The organism is Clostridium sp. CM042, assembly GCF_055080995.1.
Genome location: NZ_CM143646.1, coordinates 3607071 through 3624361, shown reverse-complemented (window position 1 = coordinate 3624361; position 17291 = coordinate 3607071). Strand labels below are relative to the sequence as shown.

Genomic DNA, 17291 nt, shown 5'->3' with positions numbered 1-17291 from the left:
ATAATACTGGCTTGTTATTTGTTTTTATGTGCATTATAATAAATAAGTATGTCCTATAGAACATACTATTAACTTAAGTTATATTGAAAGGGGCGATTCTCTAATGAAAAATTGTATAGTAGCGCAATCAGGAGGTCCAACTTCCGTAATAAATGCTAGTGCTATAGGAGTACTAGACGCAAATATAAGTTCTCACTATTATGATAATGTTTATGCTGGTATATATGGAATACAAGGTATTTTAGACAAACACATTGTAAACCTATCCACCATTGACTATGATGAGGTTAAAGGATTAAAATATACACCTTCCTCTGGTCTTGGTTCTTGCAGATATAAATTAAAACCATTTGAAAAAAGCACTGAGGAGTACATAAAACTCTTTGAAATATTAGAAGAATATGAAATTAAAACCTTCTTCTATATCGGGGGTAATGATTCACAAGATACTGTTCATAAATTTAGTGTTTACGCAAATGAGCATAATAAGGATGTAAAATTTATTGGCATTCCTAAAACTATAGATAACGACCTACCAATTATGGATCATACCCCGGGCTTTGGAAGTGCAGCTAAACTAATCGCTACTCAAGTTCTTGAAAACTTCCTAGATGCCAGTGTATATCCTGCAAAAGGGGTCTTCATACTTGAAACTATGGGCCGTGATACTGGGTGGCTCGCTGCCAGTGCTTGCCTTGCAACTATTAACGGCAAACCTGCTGCAGATTTTATATATCTACCAGAAGTAGCTTTTGATGTAGAGAAATTTTTGAAAGATGTAAGTAAAAAACTTACTGAAAAAAATCATGTTTTCGTAGTAGTATCTGAGGGCATCAGAACTAAAGAAGGTAAATTCTTAGGTGAAATGGGAGCAACATGCCTCGATAAATTTGGTCATGCCCAATTAGGTGGTGTTTGTGCCTATCTTAAGAATTTAATTTTAACTACGAGTACCGCTGAAAAAGTTAGAGTTTTAGAGCTTTCTACAATTCAACGTTGTTCAATGCACTGTGCATCTCAAACAGATATTGATGAAGCATATGAAGTAGGGAAAGCCGCTGCTATTTATTCTATAGATGGAATCAGCGGAAATATGATAGGTATAAGAAGACTTTCAAACACTCCTTACACCTCTGCAACTTTTGCACTGGATACTGTACATGTTGCAAATAACATTAAATACTTCCCTAAGGAATGGATAAATGCAGAAGGTAATAATGTTACGCGCGATGCTTACGAATACACCTTACCATTAATAATGGGTGAACCAAAAATATCAATAGAAAATGGTCTTCCTAAATACACATTTTTAGAAGAATCCTTTAAATTTTAAAACAAAACCGTAACAAGGTTAGTTTAATATTTCCTAAAGGTAATAATAAAGGTATACATTTCTGCTATTGCAGAAATATATACCTTTTTAGCTTTTAACTATCTTATGATAACGGGTTCTCGTTACCATATTTAAAATAAATTAATGAATTTAAAAATCTCTGGTATTTATTAATTTCAGAACTAACTTCACGTCCTCTAAATATTACTATTGAAATAACTTCCCATAAAAATACCCAGCCACCTATGTTAAATCCTTGTTGCAAGGTTTCTAAGATTATGTTTTCACCAACTATTGTACCTAAAAAAATAGACATTGCTAGTAAACTAAATGATGAAACTAAATATTTGAATAATCTACTATAATTCCCCTTTAAAACCCTAATTTCTTGATGCAAATAAAAGGAATAGTAAGTTTTAATACCTGCAATTAACAATTCTTCTCTGGTTACATCTTTTTCCTCTTTAGGTAAGTAGAAGCATATATCTACTCCATGTTTAGCCGGAATATCTTCAAAACAGTTTTCAAGAAAAAGTGCTAAATCCGGATCCATGTCTCTTTTTCTAAAAGGAGCGCGATCCCATTCATTAAATATGTCAGTGTATTTATCTATAGCTACCTGTATAACATAATTTCCTGTACTAGTATTTTTCTCGTAAATTTTTTGAAGATAATCACTTTTCTTAGCTTTCACGGGTTTTTCCTTTCCTCTATTATTCATGTTCTGCAAAATGTTTTGCATATTATCAACCTTTCATAACCAATTCAGTCATGACTTATTATACAACTTTTAGTCGCAAGAGCCAAAGGTCGCCATTCTAGGTGGCTTAGCGATTACTTAAACTATTCGAGTAATCCTCTAGTTTTCATTAAAGTCCTTATGTTTAGACTGTCATTTGCAAATATTTGAAATTTTATAGTTAATTATAAAATTAAATTCATGTACCAGTTTAAAATTTTATCGCCCCAAATTACCATTAAAAAAGTAGCCATTATAATAGATGGACCAAAAGGCATTTCTGATCTACCATTCTTCTTCTTAAACCTCAATAAATAAACACCAATGATTCCACCAATTATAAAAGAAAAGAACATCATCACAATGGTTAGTTTAAAACCTAAAAACAAACCGCAAAGCCCGCAAATCTCTGCATCTCCCCAACCCATACCCTCTGCCTTAAGAATAAGCTTTGACAACAATATAATAAATGTAATTGTGCCTGCGCCTAATAGCCCCCCATAAATGTAGGTAACTATTGGTTGTCCCATGTAGATATTCACTCCTAGTAAAACAATACCCATAGCAATAGCCATCCATATGGTAGTGGTATATACTTCCATAGTATCATAATCTATCATAGCTATAACTATTAAAAAAGGTATAAGTATTAAATACCTTGCTAGATAAACACTGCATCCATATTGATAATAAGTTAATAAAAAAAGTATAGCTGTTGTAATTTCTACCAGCGCATATCTACTAGATATCCTCTCGCCGCAATTTCTGCATTTGCCCCTTAAAAAAATCCAACTGATTACTGGTATAAGATCATGAGACTTAATATCACTGCCACAGGATGTGCAGTGAGATGATGGATATGCTATGCTTTCTCCTCTTGGGATTCTATATATACATACATTTAAAAAACTACCTATTAATAGTCCTAATATAAAAATAGTTATTGCAAAAATACTTTCCATATGTAGGTCCCCCTTGAATTTACTTTTATATTTAAACACAATGAAGCATTTATATTAGTCCATTTTAATATAAGTTTTTAACTCTATTGTATTTATTTACATTATCACTTTAACATATATAAGCAAATAAATACAGGTTAAATCATCTCCTGCACAGCTGCACATCTTCGAAGAAGATGAATTAACGACTTCAGAAGGAGATTTATACTCCCAATGGAGTTTTCTCTTTGTTATAGTATGGAGCTCCCACTTATTTAAGTGGGAGACTTTCCTTATGAAATGTCGTTAAATAATTTAATGTCCAAAGTAATAAAAACTTTGGACAAATAAATAGGACTACAAATATGCTTATTATTTTGTAGGTGGATAGACTCCAACCTGTTTAGGATACAACTTAATGCCACTAACTGTAACAAAAACATTGTCATTAGCATCTATTTCAACAAAAAACTTTCCATCAGTAACTGCCTTAACCTCAGGCTCTGATTGAAGATAATCCTTTATTTCAGAATTTAAAGCATGTGCACCACCATAAGTTGATTTATCTATTCCACCATTAGCAATAAGAGTATTTGTAGCATCACCGATAACCCTTGCACTAGCAATATCCGCTTTCACCTTAGCATCCTTTAGTATCCCACCAAACTTAGGCACAGCAATTGCCGCTAATATTCCAATAATTGAAATTACAATTATAAGCTCAATTAGGGTAAATCCTTTTTTCTTAACATTTTTCATCATTCTTTATTTCCCCTTCCATTTTACTTTAATTTCTTTTGAGAGCTAACAACTTTTAAATGAGTTAATTTTCACATGTGAGACCTGCTTTATGGAGTTTTTGTATTTGTTCCATAAATAAGCAGCCAATCTATATAAAACTATAAACTGACCACTATGGTTATATCCACAATGTTATCCTTATTTAACATTTGTATACTGCTTTTAATTTTAATGTTACTTATATACATCAGCTTTTGCTCAAATTAGTTAATCATCTCCTGGGTCGCTCCAAAAAAATAGAATAGCCATGAACTGCTATTGCAACCCATGACTTTCCTACACTACATCAAATCCGTATTTTCTATCAACTATCTTACTATTAGAGTCATACTTTATAAGCTTATAAGACATGTATAAGTCCCCTGAAGCACCCAATAAGTTAAGTAGGAATATTATACCTCCTAGCCAACTAGGCAGCACTAAGCTTATAATAGACATTATTGTTAAAGGTGCCATAAGAATAATCAGAAATTTAGTACGATCTATAGGCAGCTCAGATATCTCCTGCGTATATGCATAAATGCCTTTGAATCCATACTTAACTTTACCACCAAATGATTTATATGCAAATCCATGGATACTCTCATGAATAATTGATATAGGGATCATTAAAAGTAGTACATACATGCAAAAATTAATTACTAAGTATTTAGTTGGGTAGAAAATATAAGGCTTTAGAAAGAAATTATCTAGTATATTATCTACGGTATTTCCCAGGGTCTTTACAATTATAAAAGCTATTATCGTACATATTACATGTGTTTTCCACGTAATTTTAAAAGACATGTTCATCACCTCTTTTAAAAGTATTGACATGTCTTTAGGTTATTAAACTTATTTTTACATGCTTTTATATTATTTCAAATTAACTTATATACAAATCACATCTGAAAAAAGTTCTACCATTTTAGCAGTTTTCCACTTGCTTTAACGTATTGGTAAATAATTGGTATTCAGTTAATTATCCCACTTGTCTACTATCCAGTTACCTGAACCAGAACTGGACTGTCCACCCTTTAAAACTGCCAAAGGAGTATTTTCAATTTCTTGCGTTAAATAATTTATAGATATATTACTTTGTATGCTAACTGATTTAGTTACACAACTTCCTTGAAACATATATTTTGCTGGAGCTCCCCCACTAGCTGAAAAACTACCATTTGGTATGTATATATAAGCATCAAGTTCACAATTACTTATGGCAACTTTTTGATTCCCATCACCAATTATATACACTTGTGAAGGAACACTATGCTTTTTCATACCAATGAACTGATTTGAACCTACTGTAAAAGATGCTGAATTACCCTTTAAATATATATATAAATTATGTGATCCTGTTACTTCAAAATCAAGCCCATTTTTAGAATCAAAGTTAAAATTATCGACCAGCAAACTTACGTCATCACTGGATGTATCAATAGTAATAGTAGACCCATAATTTACTGTATTAAATAAACTTGAAGACAAACTACCACTGCTATTTATTGTATTATTATTTAATACTACAGTATTATACAGTTGTGAGTTTTCAGTAATTGTTGGCACCGCTATGTCTGGTAATATAGGACTTTCATAGCTGCTTAAATTTACTGGAGTATAAGTTGTGGTTTTTACTGCACCTAAAGGAACATAGTTAGCTAATGTGGTTCCTCCATTATTGGAGGTAGCCGTGCCTTGATAATACAATTTACCACCAATTTTATTAGCACCACCATCAAATGTTGCGTTTCTACCTATAGTAGCATTGTTTTGTATATTACCCTGAGGCATTATTAAATTACCATCACTTTGAACATTCCCATTAATTTTTGTACCCCCGCCGAAGTATAAATTACCTTTAACTAAAGCATCACCATTTATTATCCCACCACCATCAAGGTTAATATTCCCAAAACTTACAATCCCATTTGTAGATGAACTACCTCCAGCCAATGTTATATTTCCTGTAGAGATAAGTTTACCTTTTATTGAACTTCCACTTGACATATAAAAATCTCCATTCACATAAACAGGACCATCTGCTGATCCACAATTAAAATTACCATTTGAAACTTCACCATCAATAAAAAACAGATTATCTGTAGGTATTATTCCTTCAGGTGTTACAGTGGCTTTAGAAATCGAAACCCTTATAGTCCTTGAAGCTTTGCCATTTGAGGCAGTAGATTCAATAGTATGTTTACCTGGAACTGATTTATAACCATTAATTAAAGTATCATATTCTTGATCTTTATGAAATTTCACATCGCAAGTTATGGAACTATCCTCAGATTTCAACCCCATAATATCTTTTAAATCGCTTGCATTAGTTGCTTTTTTAACTTGAACTAAAGCAACTTCCACGCCAGATTCAGTCATCATATTTAATTTATTAATATTGTCGCTTGCCACTTCCATCTTATAATTACTTACACTCATTGTAAATAGAGAAGTACCAAGTACCATTAATAAAAGCACCACTACCAGTGTTAATATAAGTACTGAACCTTTTTTCTTTCTCATTCTATAACCTCCTATTTCTTAAAGAAATGCTAGTAGTGAATGTTTTAAAAGAACTTCCATTTGCTATTTCTACATTAATTGCATAAACAGTGTCTGATTTAGTAACTGTGACATTTTCTACATTTGAAGCAATTAGATAATAAGTCGTACTGTTTACATATTTATATAATTTGTTATTATTTATAACATATTGACAAGCGGGTGTGTCTATCTGCACTATTGGTTTAATATTTCCTGTAAGTCCTGGAATAGATATTGAATCCGTATTAGTTGTTACTTCTGAAGCAAGTCTTATGCTTTCACTTATGCTAGTAAGGCACAACCTACCTGAATTTTGAGCATCATTAGTATCCATTTCAGTTTTGTATATTTTATTTTGAATACTTAAAGTCTGAAATATAATTGAAAACACAATTCCCATGATTGCTATTCCTGTAATTAATTCTACTAAAGTAAAACCTTTCTTTTTAATGTTTTTCTTCATAAGACTACCTACTTTCATAAATATCTCTTACAGACTGGCCTTTAGACCCTTTACTTAGTTCCCATACCCTCACATAAATATGATAAGGGGTTCCTCCCTCAACCTTTATTTTATTAATTTTTATAAGTGTGCCAAATTGATAACCTACGAATACTGGATAAGAAGACGAATTAACATTTCCAGTAATTGATGAAGTACCACTAACATAATTTTTAAACCATAAATTAAAATTACTCATATCCTTATTAAAATATACGAATGTGGAAACCCCTACAGTCATATCACCTTTATACAAATCATTAATCTTAGAATATCCTACTGTCCTAAAGTTTTCTATTATAGCTTGTGCATATCCTGCTGTGCTTTGCTTTACATCATTCGTATGTCTTGTATTCAAAGATGCAAAAAACACCATAGAAATAGTTACCATGGCAATAGAAAATATAGCTAAAGAAACAATTAATTCTGTCAAAGTAAAACCTTTCTTCATCCCACATCACCCTTTTAAATAAAATACTATAGAACTATCTATTATCATTTAAACAAATCAGTTTTTCAAACATTGTCATCCTTAAAATCATAGCTTGGTTATTCTTAGTAGTGCCTTCAGTAAAATAGTAGTTCAAAGCAATAATTAATTGTAGCTCCCTGTGTTGAAGACATACTTATAACAACTATCCCAACCAATCCACTATCCCCTTCTATGTTGCTAATAAAACTTAAATCAGATGAATAATTACCCCAGTTACCGGTACAAACATTAATTTCTGATTAGTGCTAGCGATATTTCTACTTACTTATCAACATAGTAAATGTAATTTCTAATAACCGAAATATCACCTTTTTCTTTTAGTATTTTCACTCTAGGTTTATTTTTATCATCATCTAAAATATTCACAGCAACACTTTTATCAGTATCATTTGTAATTTTAATATTTGCTCCTGATAAATCTGAGGCTAAGCCTCTTTTTTGCGAAAAAATGTCTAGGATTATATTTTTTCCATTAGGTATAAATTCACTATCATTGCTAAAATCTTTAGGATATGTTCCTAAGCTTGTTTTATATTTATAAAAATACTTAGTACCAATTTTGTTAAAATAAAACTCTACTAGCTCTACTCCTGCATTGTCTGCATAAATATATGATTGCTTTGATTCGTCTTTTCCCTTTTCAATTGTTACAGTGTGCAAATCAGCTGCTTTAGGTTTTGCATTCAAAATAAAGTCACTTTTAATTTCATCTTTTGCTACCGTGTTTTCTTCATTCTTTGTTGTTACCTCATTATTAACTTGTAACGAAACCGGGCTCCCAAAAAAAGGATTTTCATTACCGCTAGGCTCTTTATAATCCCACTTAAAATCGTCATTATTATTAAGCTTAGGAACACCATAAAACTCTAATATAATATCTCCTGATACCTCACTGCCCTCAGCTCCAGTTAGATTTATATTACTTATAATTATCTTTTTATCGTAACCTTCTACTTTCTCTATAAAACTTATAAGTTCATCATAAACACCCTTAAAGTTAATTGTAACTTCCATTTTAGATGCATCATTAATCTTTGAAGCATTAGTGTTTGTTTTTTCACTAGTAGCATCTTTTTTAACAGTACCATTAAAGTCGTTTACTAACTTGTCCAATTCATTGGTAACATTTTTGCTTTTATCTTCATTATTTACAGTTTTGCTCGCATCTACAGCGGTGTTTTCACTGCTTACTTCTGAAAACCCAAATACATCTGCTTGAAGATTACTGTCCTTAATCATTTTGTCTAATACCACTATGATTTCTTCCTGCTCTATTGATGGAAACATCATATCTGTTTCATTAGATATTTTAGCATTTAAAACTTTATACTGTTCTGTTCTTTTGTTTTTTGATGCAATCTTTACTTTACTCTGCTCCCATTTTTGTGAATACATATCTCTACTGTTTTTTAATTCATTTATCTTTTGAATTTGTTTTATGTAAATAAATTTGTAAAACCCACAGCATAATAACACCATTAATAAAATTCCTAGTAATACTTGTTCCCTTTTAGTTACCTTCATAATTATCAACGTCCTTTAAAGTACAATTCACACTAAAAGTAAAGTTTTTATTTTCTGTAGATGGTGAATCTATACTAACAATATGAACTTCTTTTACAATATCTAAATTTCTTAAAGCGCGCTCAAATACTGCTACTGTTTCTCTATCTTTTCCTTCAGCTCCAAGTTGCACTCCATTAGCATCTAGCGTCATCACTTTAAAATTCACACCTTCAGGAACGCAGGAATTTATTTCTTCTATTACTTTACTACCTATCAACTCTTTATTATTTATATCATCACCAATATTGGATACTATACCATGGTACTTATTCATTATAGCTAATTTTTTTTCTTCTTTTTCTATTTCTTTTAACTTAACTATATTTTCTTTTGAATTTAAATTTTGCTGTATATCCTTTATTTCTGAATTTAACTTACTTATGTTAAAATAATTAAATGCATACGTAAAAATAATCAATAAGACTAACCCTGTAGATAATATAGACGCATAAAAGTATTCTTTTTTAAAATCTTTTCTACCTCCTGTATACAGATCAAAAAAGTTAAAATCATTCATAAGTTTCACCTACCCCAATCTTATTATTGCTCCTATAGCGTTTAAGTATTTGCATAATTCCACATCTATTTTAGATGAGTGTACGTTAGCTTCATTTATTTTAGAACAGTTTACATTACTTAAACTCTGTATTTTACTAACAGGTAAGTTCATTGTGTTTTCTATAAACTTTTCTATACCTTCAAGACTTGAACTTCCTCCATAAATATATATTTTGTCTATTCTATTTCCTTGTTCTTTATTTTTATAATAATTAATCAATTTTTCTATTTCGTTAATCCAATTTCCTACTCGTGCTTTTGCAATATCGTTTACCATTGAACTCTGCATATCACTTAAAGATTCACTTTCTAAATTACACTCTTCAAGCTTTTTATTCTCTGCTTCTTCTTCTGAAATAGATAATTTCTTAGCAATATCGATATCTATATGAGCACCACCATAATTAATAATTCTAGTTAACTGCACATTTCCATCTGCAATAATATTTACATTTGTAAAATCACATCCTAAATCTATGACTACAACAGTATCTTCTAAACTGTAATTTCCATCGTTAACTTTTATATCCTCAATAAATAACTTATTAATACTATTTGAACTAATATCTAATGCTACTGCATTACCATTTAATTCCTTTACTAAATTATAATATCCCTCTATCATAGTTTTAGGATATACTACTACTGTAATTTTTGCCTGCTTTACATTTTCTTCTTCAAACTCTTCTAATATTTTATATTGCATTATATAATCATCAAACTTAATTGGTAAATATCTTTCCATCTGAAACTTAATTATAGAATCCATATCTTCCTTTTTTGCTACTGGAATTTCAATGTCTCTAGTTATAACTGATGTGCTTTTTGTCGTTATAATAATATTTTTACATTTTATATTTTCAGCTTGTAAAACATCTAAAATTTCACTACTAAATTTAGTTATCTCTAAAATATTTCCATCATTATAACACCCTACTGGAGTAATCATAGTAATTGCTTTTTCTATGATTACATTTTTTCTATATTGCGTTCCTAGAACTATTTTTGTGTTTTTCGAGCCTATATCTAATGATAATATTTTTGAGTTAAACATAGGTGGTCACCTCTTTTTAGTTTATTTATTTGAAATGTTTAATATAGACTTCCAGTTATCGTTACGTACCCTGTGGGGGGGTAACAATAACTGGAAGTTTTTGATTAATACTTTCGACATTTTTTATTATTTTTCTAAAGTTAACTTGTTATGGTAATTATCTCCCATCATCAACAGTTGGTGCCGATCCTGCTTCTCTCTTTGCAGTATAAGTTTTTCCATTTATTTTTTCTACTAGGGTGAAAGTACCATCAGCACCATATAATAATGTTTTATCACCGGAAGTCTTAGTAGGACTAATACCCGCCATTTTCAAAACAGGATTTGTACCAATATTAGTATCGTCAATATCGATTGCAGTTGTAACTGCTGTAATTTTACCAGTTGGAGATTCAGTTAATAATGACTCAATAGCTGTGGTAATTTGGTGTGAATCAGTAACCACTTGAGTTCTTCTTGCTTTATCTTGAAAACCAGATAATTTAGGAACTGAAATCATTGCCAATATCCCTATAATCGCAATAACTACAATAAGTTCGATTAAAGTAAACCCCTTTTTCTTCTTTTTCTTCATTAAGTCCATTTTCGTTAAATTCATTTCCATTAATAATTCCCCCTTATAAGCTAATTAAAAAAATATATAATAATGATAAAACTACAAAATATTCATGTTACTAATATTTATAATTTTCATGCACATATTTTGTAGTTTTATCATATTAATCAAATTATTACTGAACAGTCTTTGTCATATCAAATATCGGTAGCATCATTGCAATAACTATAAATCCTATAACAACTCCCATTACTATTATCATAAGTGGCTCTATCATTGTAGTCATTTTTTTTAGTGATGTTTCTAATTCTTCATCATAAAAATTTGCAGTCTTGTCCAATATATCGTCTAATGAACCTGACTCTTCACCTATTTTTATCATGGAGTGAAGCATTATTGGAAATATTGATTCTTTCCCTAATGCTTCACCTAAAGACACACCTTTTAGTACTTTTTCTTTAACTTTTTCTAATCTTTTTTCTGCTACTTTATTACCAACTACCTTTTGCACTACTTCTAGGGATTGTACCAAAGGTACACCGCTAGCAAGTACTGTAGATAAAGTTCTAGTAAATCTAGATACTATTACTTTTTCTGTAGTATCTTTAATTATTGGCAATTTTAACTTTAATCCATCTAGTGCTAATCTGCCTGCTGGAGTTTTAGCATAATACTTCACGCCATAAACTGCTCCACCTATAACTGCAATTAAAATGTACCATCTAGTTTGTATAAATTTGCTTAACCCCATAACTATCCTGGTGGGTGCTGGTAGTGCTACCCCTGATCCCTCAAACATTCCTATAAAGGTAGGCATTATAAACGTTAAAAGGAAAACTACTATTACCACTGATAGCCCCGATAGTAACATTGGATAAACCATAGCACTTTTAAGTTGGTTATTTATTTTATTTTCTTTTTCAAAATGGGATGCCATTCTACTCATTATTACATCTAGATTACCACTAACTTCCCCTGTGTTAATCATATTTATAAGTAAATCTGGAAACACATCTTTATGCTTTCCAAGTGAGTCTGAAAGAGATACCCCCTTCTGCAAATCACCATGTACTTCATTTAAACTTTTCTTCAATTTTTTATTTACAGTTTGCTCTTTTAAAACATATAGTGCGTTAGAAATATTATCACCTGCGTTTATCATGGTGTAAAACTGTCTACAAAAAATGTATAAGTCCTTTGTCTTAACTTTTGCAAATGATTCAAATAAATCCTTCTGCTCACGTTCTAATGATTCCTTAATTTCTATAGGATAGTAATTATTATCTTCTATCATGGCTAACACTTCATTTTTACTATTAGCTTTAAATGTTCCTTCTATTTTTTGACCTTGATGATTCATAACTTTATACTTAAAATTGGGCACTTACTCACCCCCCTTATTCTTTCAAAAACGTTATCTTAATCATTTCCTCTACCGTTGTCATTCCTTTTAACACTAAATCAGTACATGATGTTTTTAGCGTTTTCATCCCATTTTCTATGCTTATATCTCTTATTTCATCTACACCAGCGTTACGCATGATGTATTCTCTGTGTTTACGGGTTACTTCCATTATTTCGTATACACCTATTCTTCCTGTGTATCCACTGTTGTTACAGTGTCCACAACCTTTGCCTTTATGAAGCAATAATTCTTCCGCTTTATGAATACTTAGGATCTTTTTTTCAAAATCAGTTGCTGTATGAATTTCACTACACATTGGGCATATTTTTTTTACAAGCCTTTGAGATATAATTCCCACTACAGCACTCGCTACTAGGTATGGTTGTATATCCATATCTATAAGTCTTACAATAGCTGAAGGTGCATCATTAGTATGGATTGTACTTAGCACTATATGACCTGTTATAGATGCTCTGGTAGCGATTTCTGCTGTTTCATTGTCCCTTATTTCACCTATCATAACAACATCAGGGTCTTGTCTTAAAATTGACCTTAATCCCGATGCAAAAGTTAGTCCTGCTTTTGCATTTACGTTTACTTGATTTATTCCATCCACTACGTACTCTACAGGGTCTTCTACTGTTATAATGTTCCTACTGTTATCATTAAGTTCACTTAATAGGGTATATAGTGTAGTGGATTTCCCACTACCTGTAGGGCCCGTAACCAAAATTATTCCATATGGATTTTTAAGTATTCTTTCTATTTTTTCTAAATCATCTTCGTTCATACCTAGTTTTTCTTTACCTACTAAGAAATTTTCTCTATCTAGTATCCGGATAACAATTTTCTCACCGTTAATTGTTGGCAAAGTTGATACTCGTAAATCTACCTTCCTGTTATCTACAACTGTTAAAATTCTACCGTCCTGTGGAATTCTCTTCTCTGCAATATTTAATTCCGCAAGTATTTTTATACGGGTTATAAAAGCATTAAATATATCTTTATTGTATTTAGATATTTCATTTAAAGTGCCATCTATTCTGTATCTTATTTTTATATAATTTTCAAAAGGTTCTATATGAATATCACTAGCTTTTAACTTTATTGCATCACTTATGATAGACTCAACAAGTCTCACCGCTGGTGCACTTTTTATATCATCTAATTGTGCTTTGTTTTCTTCCTTATTTTCATTTGTTCCCTGAGCTTTTGATAAATCCTCAGCAGCTTTTTTTGCATTTTGACTAGCATAATATTTATCAATTGTATTTTTAATATCCTTTGTTGATGCAATATATATTTTAGCATCTAAACCTGTAGATATCTTAACATCATCTATTGCAAATATATTTAAAGGATCACACATGGCAACCTTTAGTTTATTTTCTTCTATACCAAAAGCAACTAAGCTATATTTTTTCGAGATAATTTCTGGTATCAATTGAACAACTTTTTGCTCAATATCTTCCATATCTAGATATACTCTTTTTACATCTAATTGTTGCTCTAAAACTTCTAAAATATCTTCTTCGTTTAAAGTACCATCTTCAATAAGAAGTTCTCCTATCCTTTTCCCAGTGCCTTGCTGTTTTGTGAGCACATTCGTAAGCTGTTTTGGAGCTATCTTTCTAGCTTCAACTAATAAATCTCCCAATCTTTTTTTTGATATATTCTTCATTTGCTATGCCCCTTTATTAACTTTACTATATTATGACTGGATATGTATTTCAAAAAATTTATATTCTACTCTTTTTTCTCCTCATACTTTATAATATGTACTTGCGCATGAAATATTTACAAATTTCATATCAATTTAAATTCAATCACGAAATAATTTACACAATATCCACCATTAACGAGCCCCTTATTTTTTTGTAATTTTTTGTAAATATTATGTTAATATTATATATCATTCATTATGGCAATTCAACTACATTATCCCAATTATTACGTTTTTATGAAATAGCTAATCATCCCTTTCCATAAATGATTACCCTATCTGATTTTTTTTAATTTAATAATATATACAATTAAATATATTACTTGTTATTTCCCTTTAATATAGGTATAAATCCTTTAACATCGTTCTAAATTCGTAGTTTTTTCTTTTCATAAATGTATATTATTGATTTCCATGTTCATAATTTAGACACAATTTCAAAAAAAATCTTACAATAATATTAATTATTATTGTAAGATTTTTATTTCCGCCATTATTCGACAATAAGGTTTGTAAATGCATGTTTATTATAGTCAATTAATCCTCTAGTAGTAATTTTAACTTCTGGTATTACTGGAAGCGCCATAAAAGATAAGGTTATAAAAGGGTCATATTCCTCTCGTACTCCAAAACCTCTGGCAATTCTACTAAGCCTATTTAGGTGCTCTGACACCATATATGGAGACTCAAAGGTCATTAGCCCCGCAATTGGCAAGCTTAACTGTGCAATAACTTTTTCCTCAGACACCATAGCTATACCTCCGCCAATGGAAACAAGCGTATTAACTGCCACCTCCATATCCTTATCATTATCTCCAACGACTATAAGGTTGTGAGAATCATGAGCTATAGTTTGTGCTATGGAGCAATGCTTTAATCCTAATCCTTCTATAAATCCAACAAAATGCTTACCTGTATTATGATGTCTTTCAATTACTGCTATTTTTAATACATCTCTTTCTACCACTCTCTTTATATAACCAAGTTCGCTTTCTGTTTTTCTCTGCACCAATTTAGTTTGCAAGGAATTCGGAATTAATTTTATCACATTTACAACTTTAGCATTACTTTCGACTTTGAAAATTTCACTATCTATGAAATCCATATGCATGGATGATTTTATTTTTAAGTCTACATGTTTCGTGCCTGGTAATTCTTTATATGCTTTACCATTTTTTATAACTTTTATTATATTTACGCTCTTTAAGTCTTCAAATAGCACCAAATCTGCTTTATATCCTGGTGCTATAGCTCCTCTATCCAATAAACCATAACATTTAGCTGCATTAAATGATGCCATTATAAACGCATTTATAGGATTAATCCCCTGTTTTATAGAAATTCTAATACAGTTATCTATGGAGCCACTCTCTAGTAAATCGTCTATATGTCTATCATCCGTGCAAAATAAAAATCTTCCGAAATTATTTTTGGTAACCGCGGGAAGTATGTCCTTTAAATTTCTTGCAGCGTATCCTTCTCTGAGCATTACGTACATTCCCCTACTAACTTTGAGTAATGCTTCTTTGGCATTTTCGCTTTCATGATCTGTTCTTACACCGCAGCTTAAGTAAGCATTTAACTCACTAGGCGATATATTAGGACAGTGACCATCTATATGTTTGTGCTTTGCTATATCTATTTTTTTTAATATATTCTCATCCTTATTTGCAACTGCGGCCACATCCATTACTTCACCGAGACCTAAAACTTGATTATTATTGATTAATTTTTCGAAATCATTAGCATTAAGAATGCATCCACTGTCCTCAAAGTTTGTTGCCGGAACACAAGATGGTAGCATGAAAAAAATATCTATAGGTGCTTTTTTACTATTATTTATCATAAAATGAATACCATTCATTCCTTCTACATTAGCTATTTCATGTGGATCCGCTATTATCGTAGTTACACCTTTTTTAATTACCACCTCCGCAAACTGCTTGGGCATAATCATGGAGGATTCTATGTGTACATGCGAATCAATGAATCCCGGCGAAACATATAAATCTGAGCAATCAATTTCAGTGATTCCATCGTATTCACCAATTCCTATAATAATATCGCCTACTATAGCGATATCCCCTCTATCTATATTTTCAGTAAACACATTAATAAAATTCGCATTCTTTAGGACTAAATCTGCTTTAATCCTTCCCATAGCTGCATCAATGTTTTTCCGAGTCTGCTCCATATGCTTCCCTCCTTTAATAATTTTAAAACACCCTTATATTAAATTATTATGGAAATGGTTACAGTATTCCTCATTACTAAGTTAATTTTAAATTTTTTAACAAATAAAAAAAACACAGCTATTGCTGTGCTATGTCTTCCTTAGTTTTTAACTGTATTTTATTATACCAATCCACATATATATAAAATAAACTAACAACATCTTGTTGATTATATAATAATATTTTTTCTTTTTTCTCTTTAGGCATTCTATTTATATAGTCAGCATCTTTTACTATTTTACCAAAGGTTTTAGCTAAATTAGAACCACTAATTACTTCGCTTTCGCGATCAATCTCAAATATCTTTTCTAGAGCTTTAAGCCCAATGCATGTCCCTTCAGCTTTTTCATAACATTTTTGCAAATCTATTTCTCCAAAATACCCTTCTAGTATAAAATCTATTTTATGAGCTTTTAACAAATAGTTTATAACTGTAAAATCATTATTCCCTGAAAACGTAACGATGTATTTTTTATTATACTTCATTTTCATTTCCTCAAAATAATTTTTAGCTAAAGATAATATTTCTATAGCATCTTTTTTATTTTCCGCCATATATTGGGTAACCTTTAACTCATTTGAAATTTCATCATAATAGCAGCACCCAAAAACTCCGATACATTTGGGCTTTTTATAAATGTAATGTTCTAAATCAAAAAACAATGCATCTTTAAAGAGTTGCTTATTTCCGTCTATAGTAAGGGCACCTTCCATTGAAGTCTCCCCTACCTTAATACTACTAAGTTTTGTAATCACAATATCACTCTTTTCTACTAGTTTACTGAAAAGCAAAACCGTAAATTTGCATATATATAATTTAAAACTCTGCTCTATTTATATGTTATCACATTTCCACTATT

16 protein-coding genes are annotated in these 17291 nt (G+C 30.7%); 1 reads left to right on the top strand and 15 read right to left on the bottom strand.

The window, feature by feature from the left end; genetic code table 11:
• The first annotated feature begins 103 nt into the window (after positions 1-103).
• Positions 104-1333 carry a 6-phosphofructokinase gene (locus ACWJJ7_RS17225; RefSeq protein ID WP_462963175.1) on the top strand — a complete coding sequence of 410 codons (1230 nt, stop codon included), beginning with the start codon at positions 104-106 and terminating at the stop codon, positions 1331-1333.
• 103 nt (positions 1334-1436) lie between these two features.
• Here the strand turns inward: ACWJJ7_RS17225 and ACWJJ7_RS17220 are convergent, their stop codons facing one another.
• The 15 genes from ACWJJ7_RS17220 to ACWJJ7_RS17150 all read right to left on the bottom strand — a co-directional run bounded on the left by ACWJJ7_RS17220 (position 1437) and on the right by ACWJJ7_RS17150 (position 17187).
• Positions 1437-2054 (bottom strand): hypothetical protein, encoded by a 618-nt coding sequence (locus ACWJJ7_RS17220; RefSeq protein ID WP_462963174.1) that lies wholly within the window; start codon positions 2052-2054, stop codon positions 1437-1439.
• A 203-nt stretch (positions 2055-2257) separates the two neighbouring features.
• The gene (locus ACWJJ7_RS17215; protein WP_462963173.1) at positions 2258-3034 is read right to left on the bottom strand and encodes a prepilin peptidase; all 777 of its coding nucleotides are present in this window, start codon (positions 3032-3034) and stop codon (positions 2258-2260) included.
• A 351-nt stretch (positions 3035-3385) separates the two neighbouring features.
• Positions 3386-3775 carry a prepilin-type N-terminal cleavage/methylation domain-containing protein gene (locus ACWJJ7_RS17210; protein ID WP_462963172.1) on the bottom strand — a complete coding sequence of 130 codons (390 nt, stop codon included), beginning with the start codon at positions 3773-3775 and terminating at the stop codon, positions 3386-3388.
• Positions 3776-4090: 315 nt separating this feature from the next.
• On the bottom strand, positions 4091-4600 hold the full coding sequence (locus tag ACWJJ7_RS17205) for a DUF3267 domain-containing protein (RefSeq protein ID WP_462963171.1): 510 nt from the start codon (positions 4598-4600) through the stop codon (positions 4091-4093).
• 171 nt (positions 4601-4771) lie between these two features.
• Positions 4772-6319 (bottom strand): DUF7305 domain-containing protein, encoded by a 1548-nt coding sequence (locus ACWJJ7_RS17200; protein WP_462963170.1) that lies wholly within the window; start codon positions 6317-6319, stop codon positions 4772-4774.
• 1 nt (position 6320) lies between these two features.
• A complete protein-coding gene (locus ACWJJ7_RS17195) occupies positions 6321-6821 on the bottom strand; it encodes a PilW family protein (RefSeq protein WP_462963169.1) in 501 nt (166 codons plus the stop codon).
• Positions 6808-7293, bottom strand: coding sequence for a type II secretion system protein (locus tag ACWJJ7_RS17190; protein ID WP_462963168.1), 486 nt, complete (start codon positions 7291-7293; stop codon positions 6808-6810). The genes ACWJJ7_RS17195 and ACWJJ7_RS17190 overlap by 14 nt, the downstream gene beginning before the upstream one ends.
• Before the next feature lie 303 nt (positions 7294-7596).
• Positions 7597-8859, bottom strand: a complete 1263-nt coding sequence (locus tag ACWJJ7_RS17185; protein WP_462963167.1) for a hypothetical protein — start codon at positions 8857-8859, stop codon at positions 7597-7599.
• Positions 8846-9418 carry a PilN domain-containing protein gene (locus ACWJJ7_RS17180; RefSeq protein WP_462963166.1) on the bottom strand — a complete coding sequence of 191 codons (573 nt, stop codon included), beginning with the start codon at positions 9416-9418 and terminating at the stop codon, positions 8846-8848. Before ACWJJ7_RS17180 ends, ACWJJ7_RS17185 begins: the two co-directional genes overlap by 14 nt.
• Before the next feature lie 9 nt (positions 9419-9427).
• Positions 9428-10513: a pilus assembly protein PilM gene (pilM, locus tag ACWJJ7_RS17175; protein WP_462963165.1), complete on the bottom strand. Its 1086-nt coding sequence runs from the start codon at positions 10511-10513 to the stop codon at positions 9428-9430.
• A gap of 157 nt (positions 10514-10670) precedes the next feature.
• Positions 10671-11117: a type IV pilin protein gene (locus ACWJJ7_RS17170; protein WP_462963164.1), complete on the bottom strand. Its 447-nt coding sequence runs from the start codon at positions 11115-11117 to the stop codon at positions 10671-10673.
• A gap of 127 nt (positions 11118-11244) precedes the next feature.
• On the bottom strand, positions 11245-12453 hold the full coding sequence (locus ACWJJ7_RS17165; protein ID WP_462963163.1) for a type II secretion system F family protein: 1209 nt from the start codon (positions 12451-12453) through the stop codon (positions 11245-11247).
• A gap of 13 nt (positions 12454-12466) precedes the next feature.
• Complete coding sequence (locus ACWJJ7_RS17160) at positions 12467-14155, bottom strand: GspE/PulE family protein (protein WP_462963162.1); 1689 nt, start codon at positions 14153-14155, stop codon at positions 12467-12469.
• Positions 14156-14690: 535 nt separating this feature from the next.
• Complete coding sequence (gene ade, locus ACWJJ7_RS17155; protein ID WP_462963161.1) at positions 14691-16391, bottom strand: adenine deaminase; 1701 nt, start codon at positions 16389-16391, stop codon at positions 14691-14693.
• Between the two features lie 118 nt (positions 16392-16509).
• Positions 16510-17187, bottom strand: coding sequence for a ribonuclease H-like domain-containing protein (locus ACWJJ7_RS17150; RefSeq protein WP_462965032.1), 678 nt, complete (start codon positions 17185-17187; stop codon positions 16510-16512).
• Positions 17188-17291: the final 104 nt, after the last annotated feature.

Excerpts from the sequence above, each read along its gene's own strand:
- ACWJJ7_RS17200 (WP_462963170.1), bottom strand. The coding sequence starts at position 6,319 with ATGAGAAAGAAAAAAGGTTCAGTACTTATATTAACACTGGTAGTGGTG.
- ACWJJ7_RS17180 (WP_462963166.1), bottom strand. The coding sequence starts at position 9,418 with ATGAATGATTTTAACTTTTTTGATCTGTATACAGGAGGTAGAAAAGAT.
- ACWJJ7_RS17210 (WP_462963172.1), bottom strand. The coding sequence starts at position 3,775 with ATGATGAAAAATGTTAAGAAAAAAGGATTTACCCTAATTGAGCTTATA.
- ACWJJ7_RS17160 (WP_462963162.1), bottom strand. The coding sequence starts at position 14,155 with ATGAAGAATATATCAAAAAAAAGATTGGGAGATTTATTAGTTGAAGCT.
- ACWJJ7_RS17215 (WP_462963173.1), bottom strand. The coding sequence starts at position 3,034 with ATGGAAAGTATTTTTGCAATAACTATTTTTATATTAGGACTATTAATA.
- ACWJJ7_RS17225 (WP_462963175.1), top strand. The coding sequence starts at position 104 with ATGAAAAATTGTATAGTAGCGCAATCAGGAGGTCCAACTTCCGTAATA.
- ACWJJ7_RS17195 (WP_462963169.1), bottom strand. The coding sequence starts at position 6,821 with ATGAAAGTAGGTAGTCTTATGAAGAAAAACATTAAAAAGAAAGGTTTT.
- ACWJJ7_RS17170 (WP_462963164.1), bottom strand. The coding sequence starts at position 11,117 with ATGGAAATGAATTTAACGAAAATGGACTTAATGAAGAAAAAGAAGAAA.
- pilM (WP_462963165.1), bottom strand. The coding sequence starts at position 10,513 with ATGTTTAACTCAAAAATATTATCATTAGATATAGGCTCGAAAAACACA.
- ACWJJ7_RS17185 (WP_462963167.1), bottom strand. The coding sequence starts at position 8,859 with ATGAAGGTAACTAAAAGGGAACAAGTATTACTAGGAATTTTATTAATG.
- ACWJJ7_RS17205 (WP_462963171.1), bottom strand. The coding sequence starts at position 4,600 with ATGTCTTTTAAAATTACGTGGAAAACACATGTAATATGTACGATAATA.
- ACWJJ7_RS17190 (WP_462963168.1), bottom strand. The coding sequence starts at position 7,293 with ATGAAGAAAGGTTTTACTTTGACAGAATTAATTGTTTCTTTAGCTATA.
- ACWJJ7_RS17220 (WP_462963174.1), bottom strand. The coding sequence starts at position 2,054 with ATGAATAATAGAGGAAAGGAAAAACCCGTGAAAGCTAAGAAAAGTGAT.
- ade (WP_462963161.1), bottom strand. The coding sequence starts at position 16,391 with ATGGAGCAGACTCGGAAAAACATTGATGCAGCTATGGGAAGGATTAAA.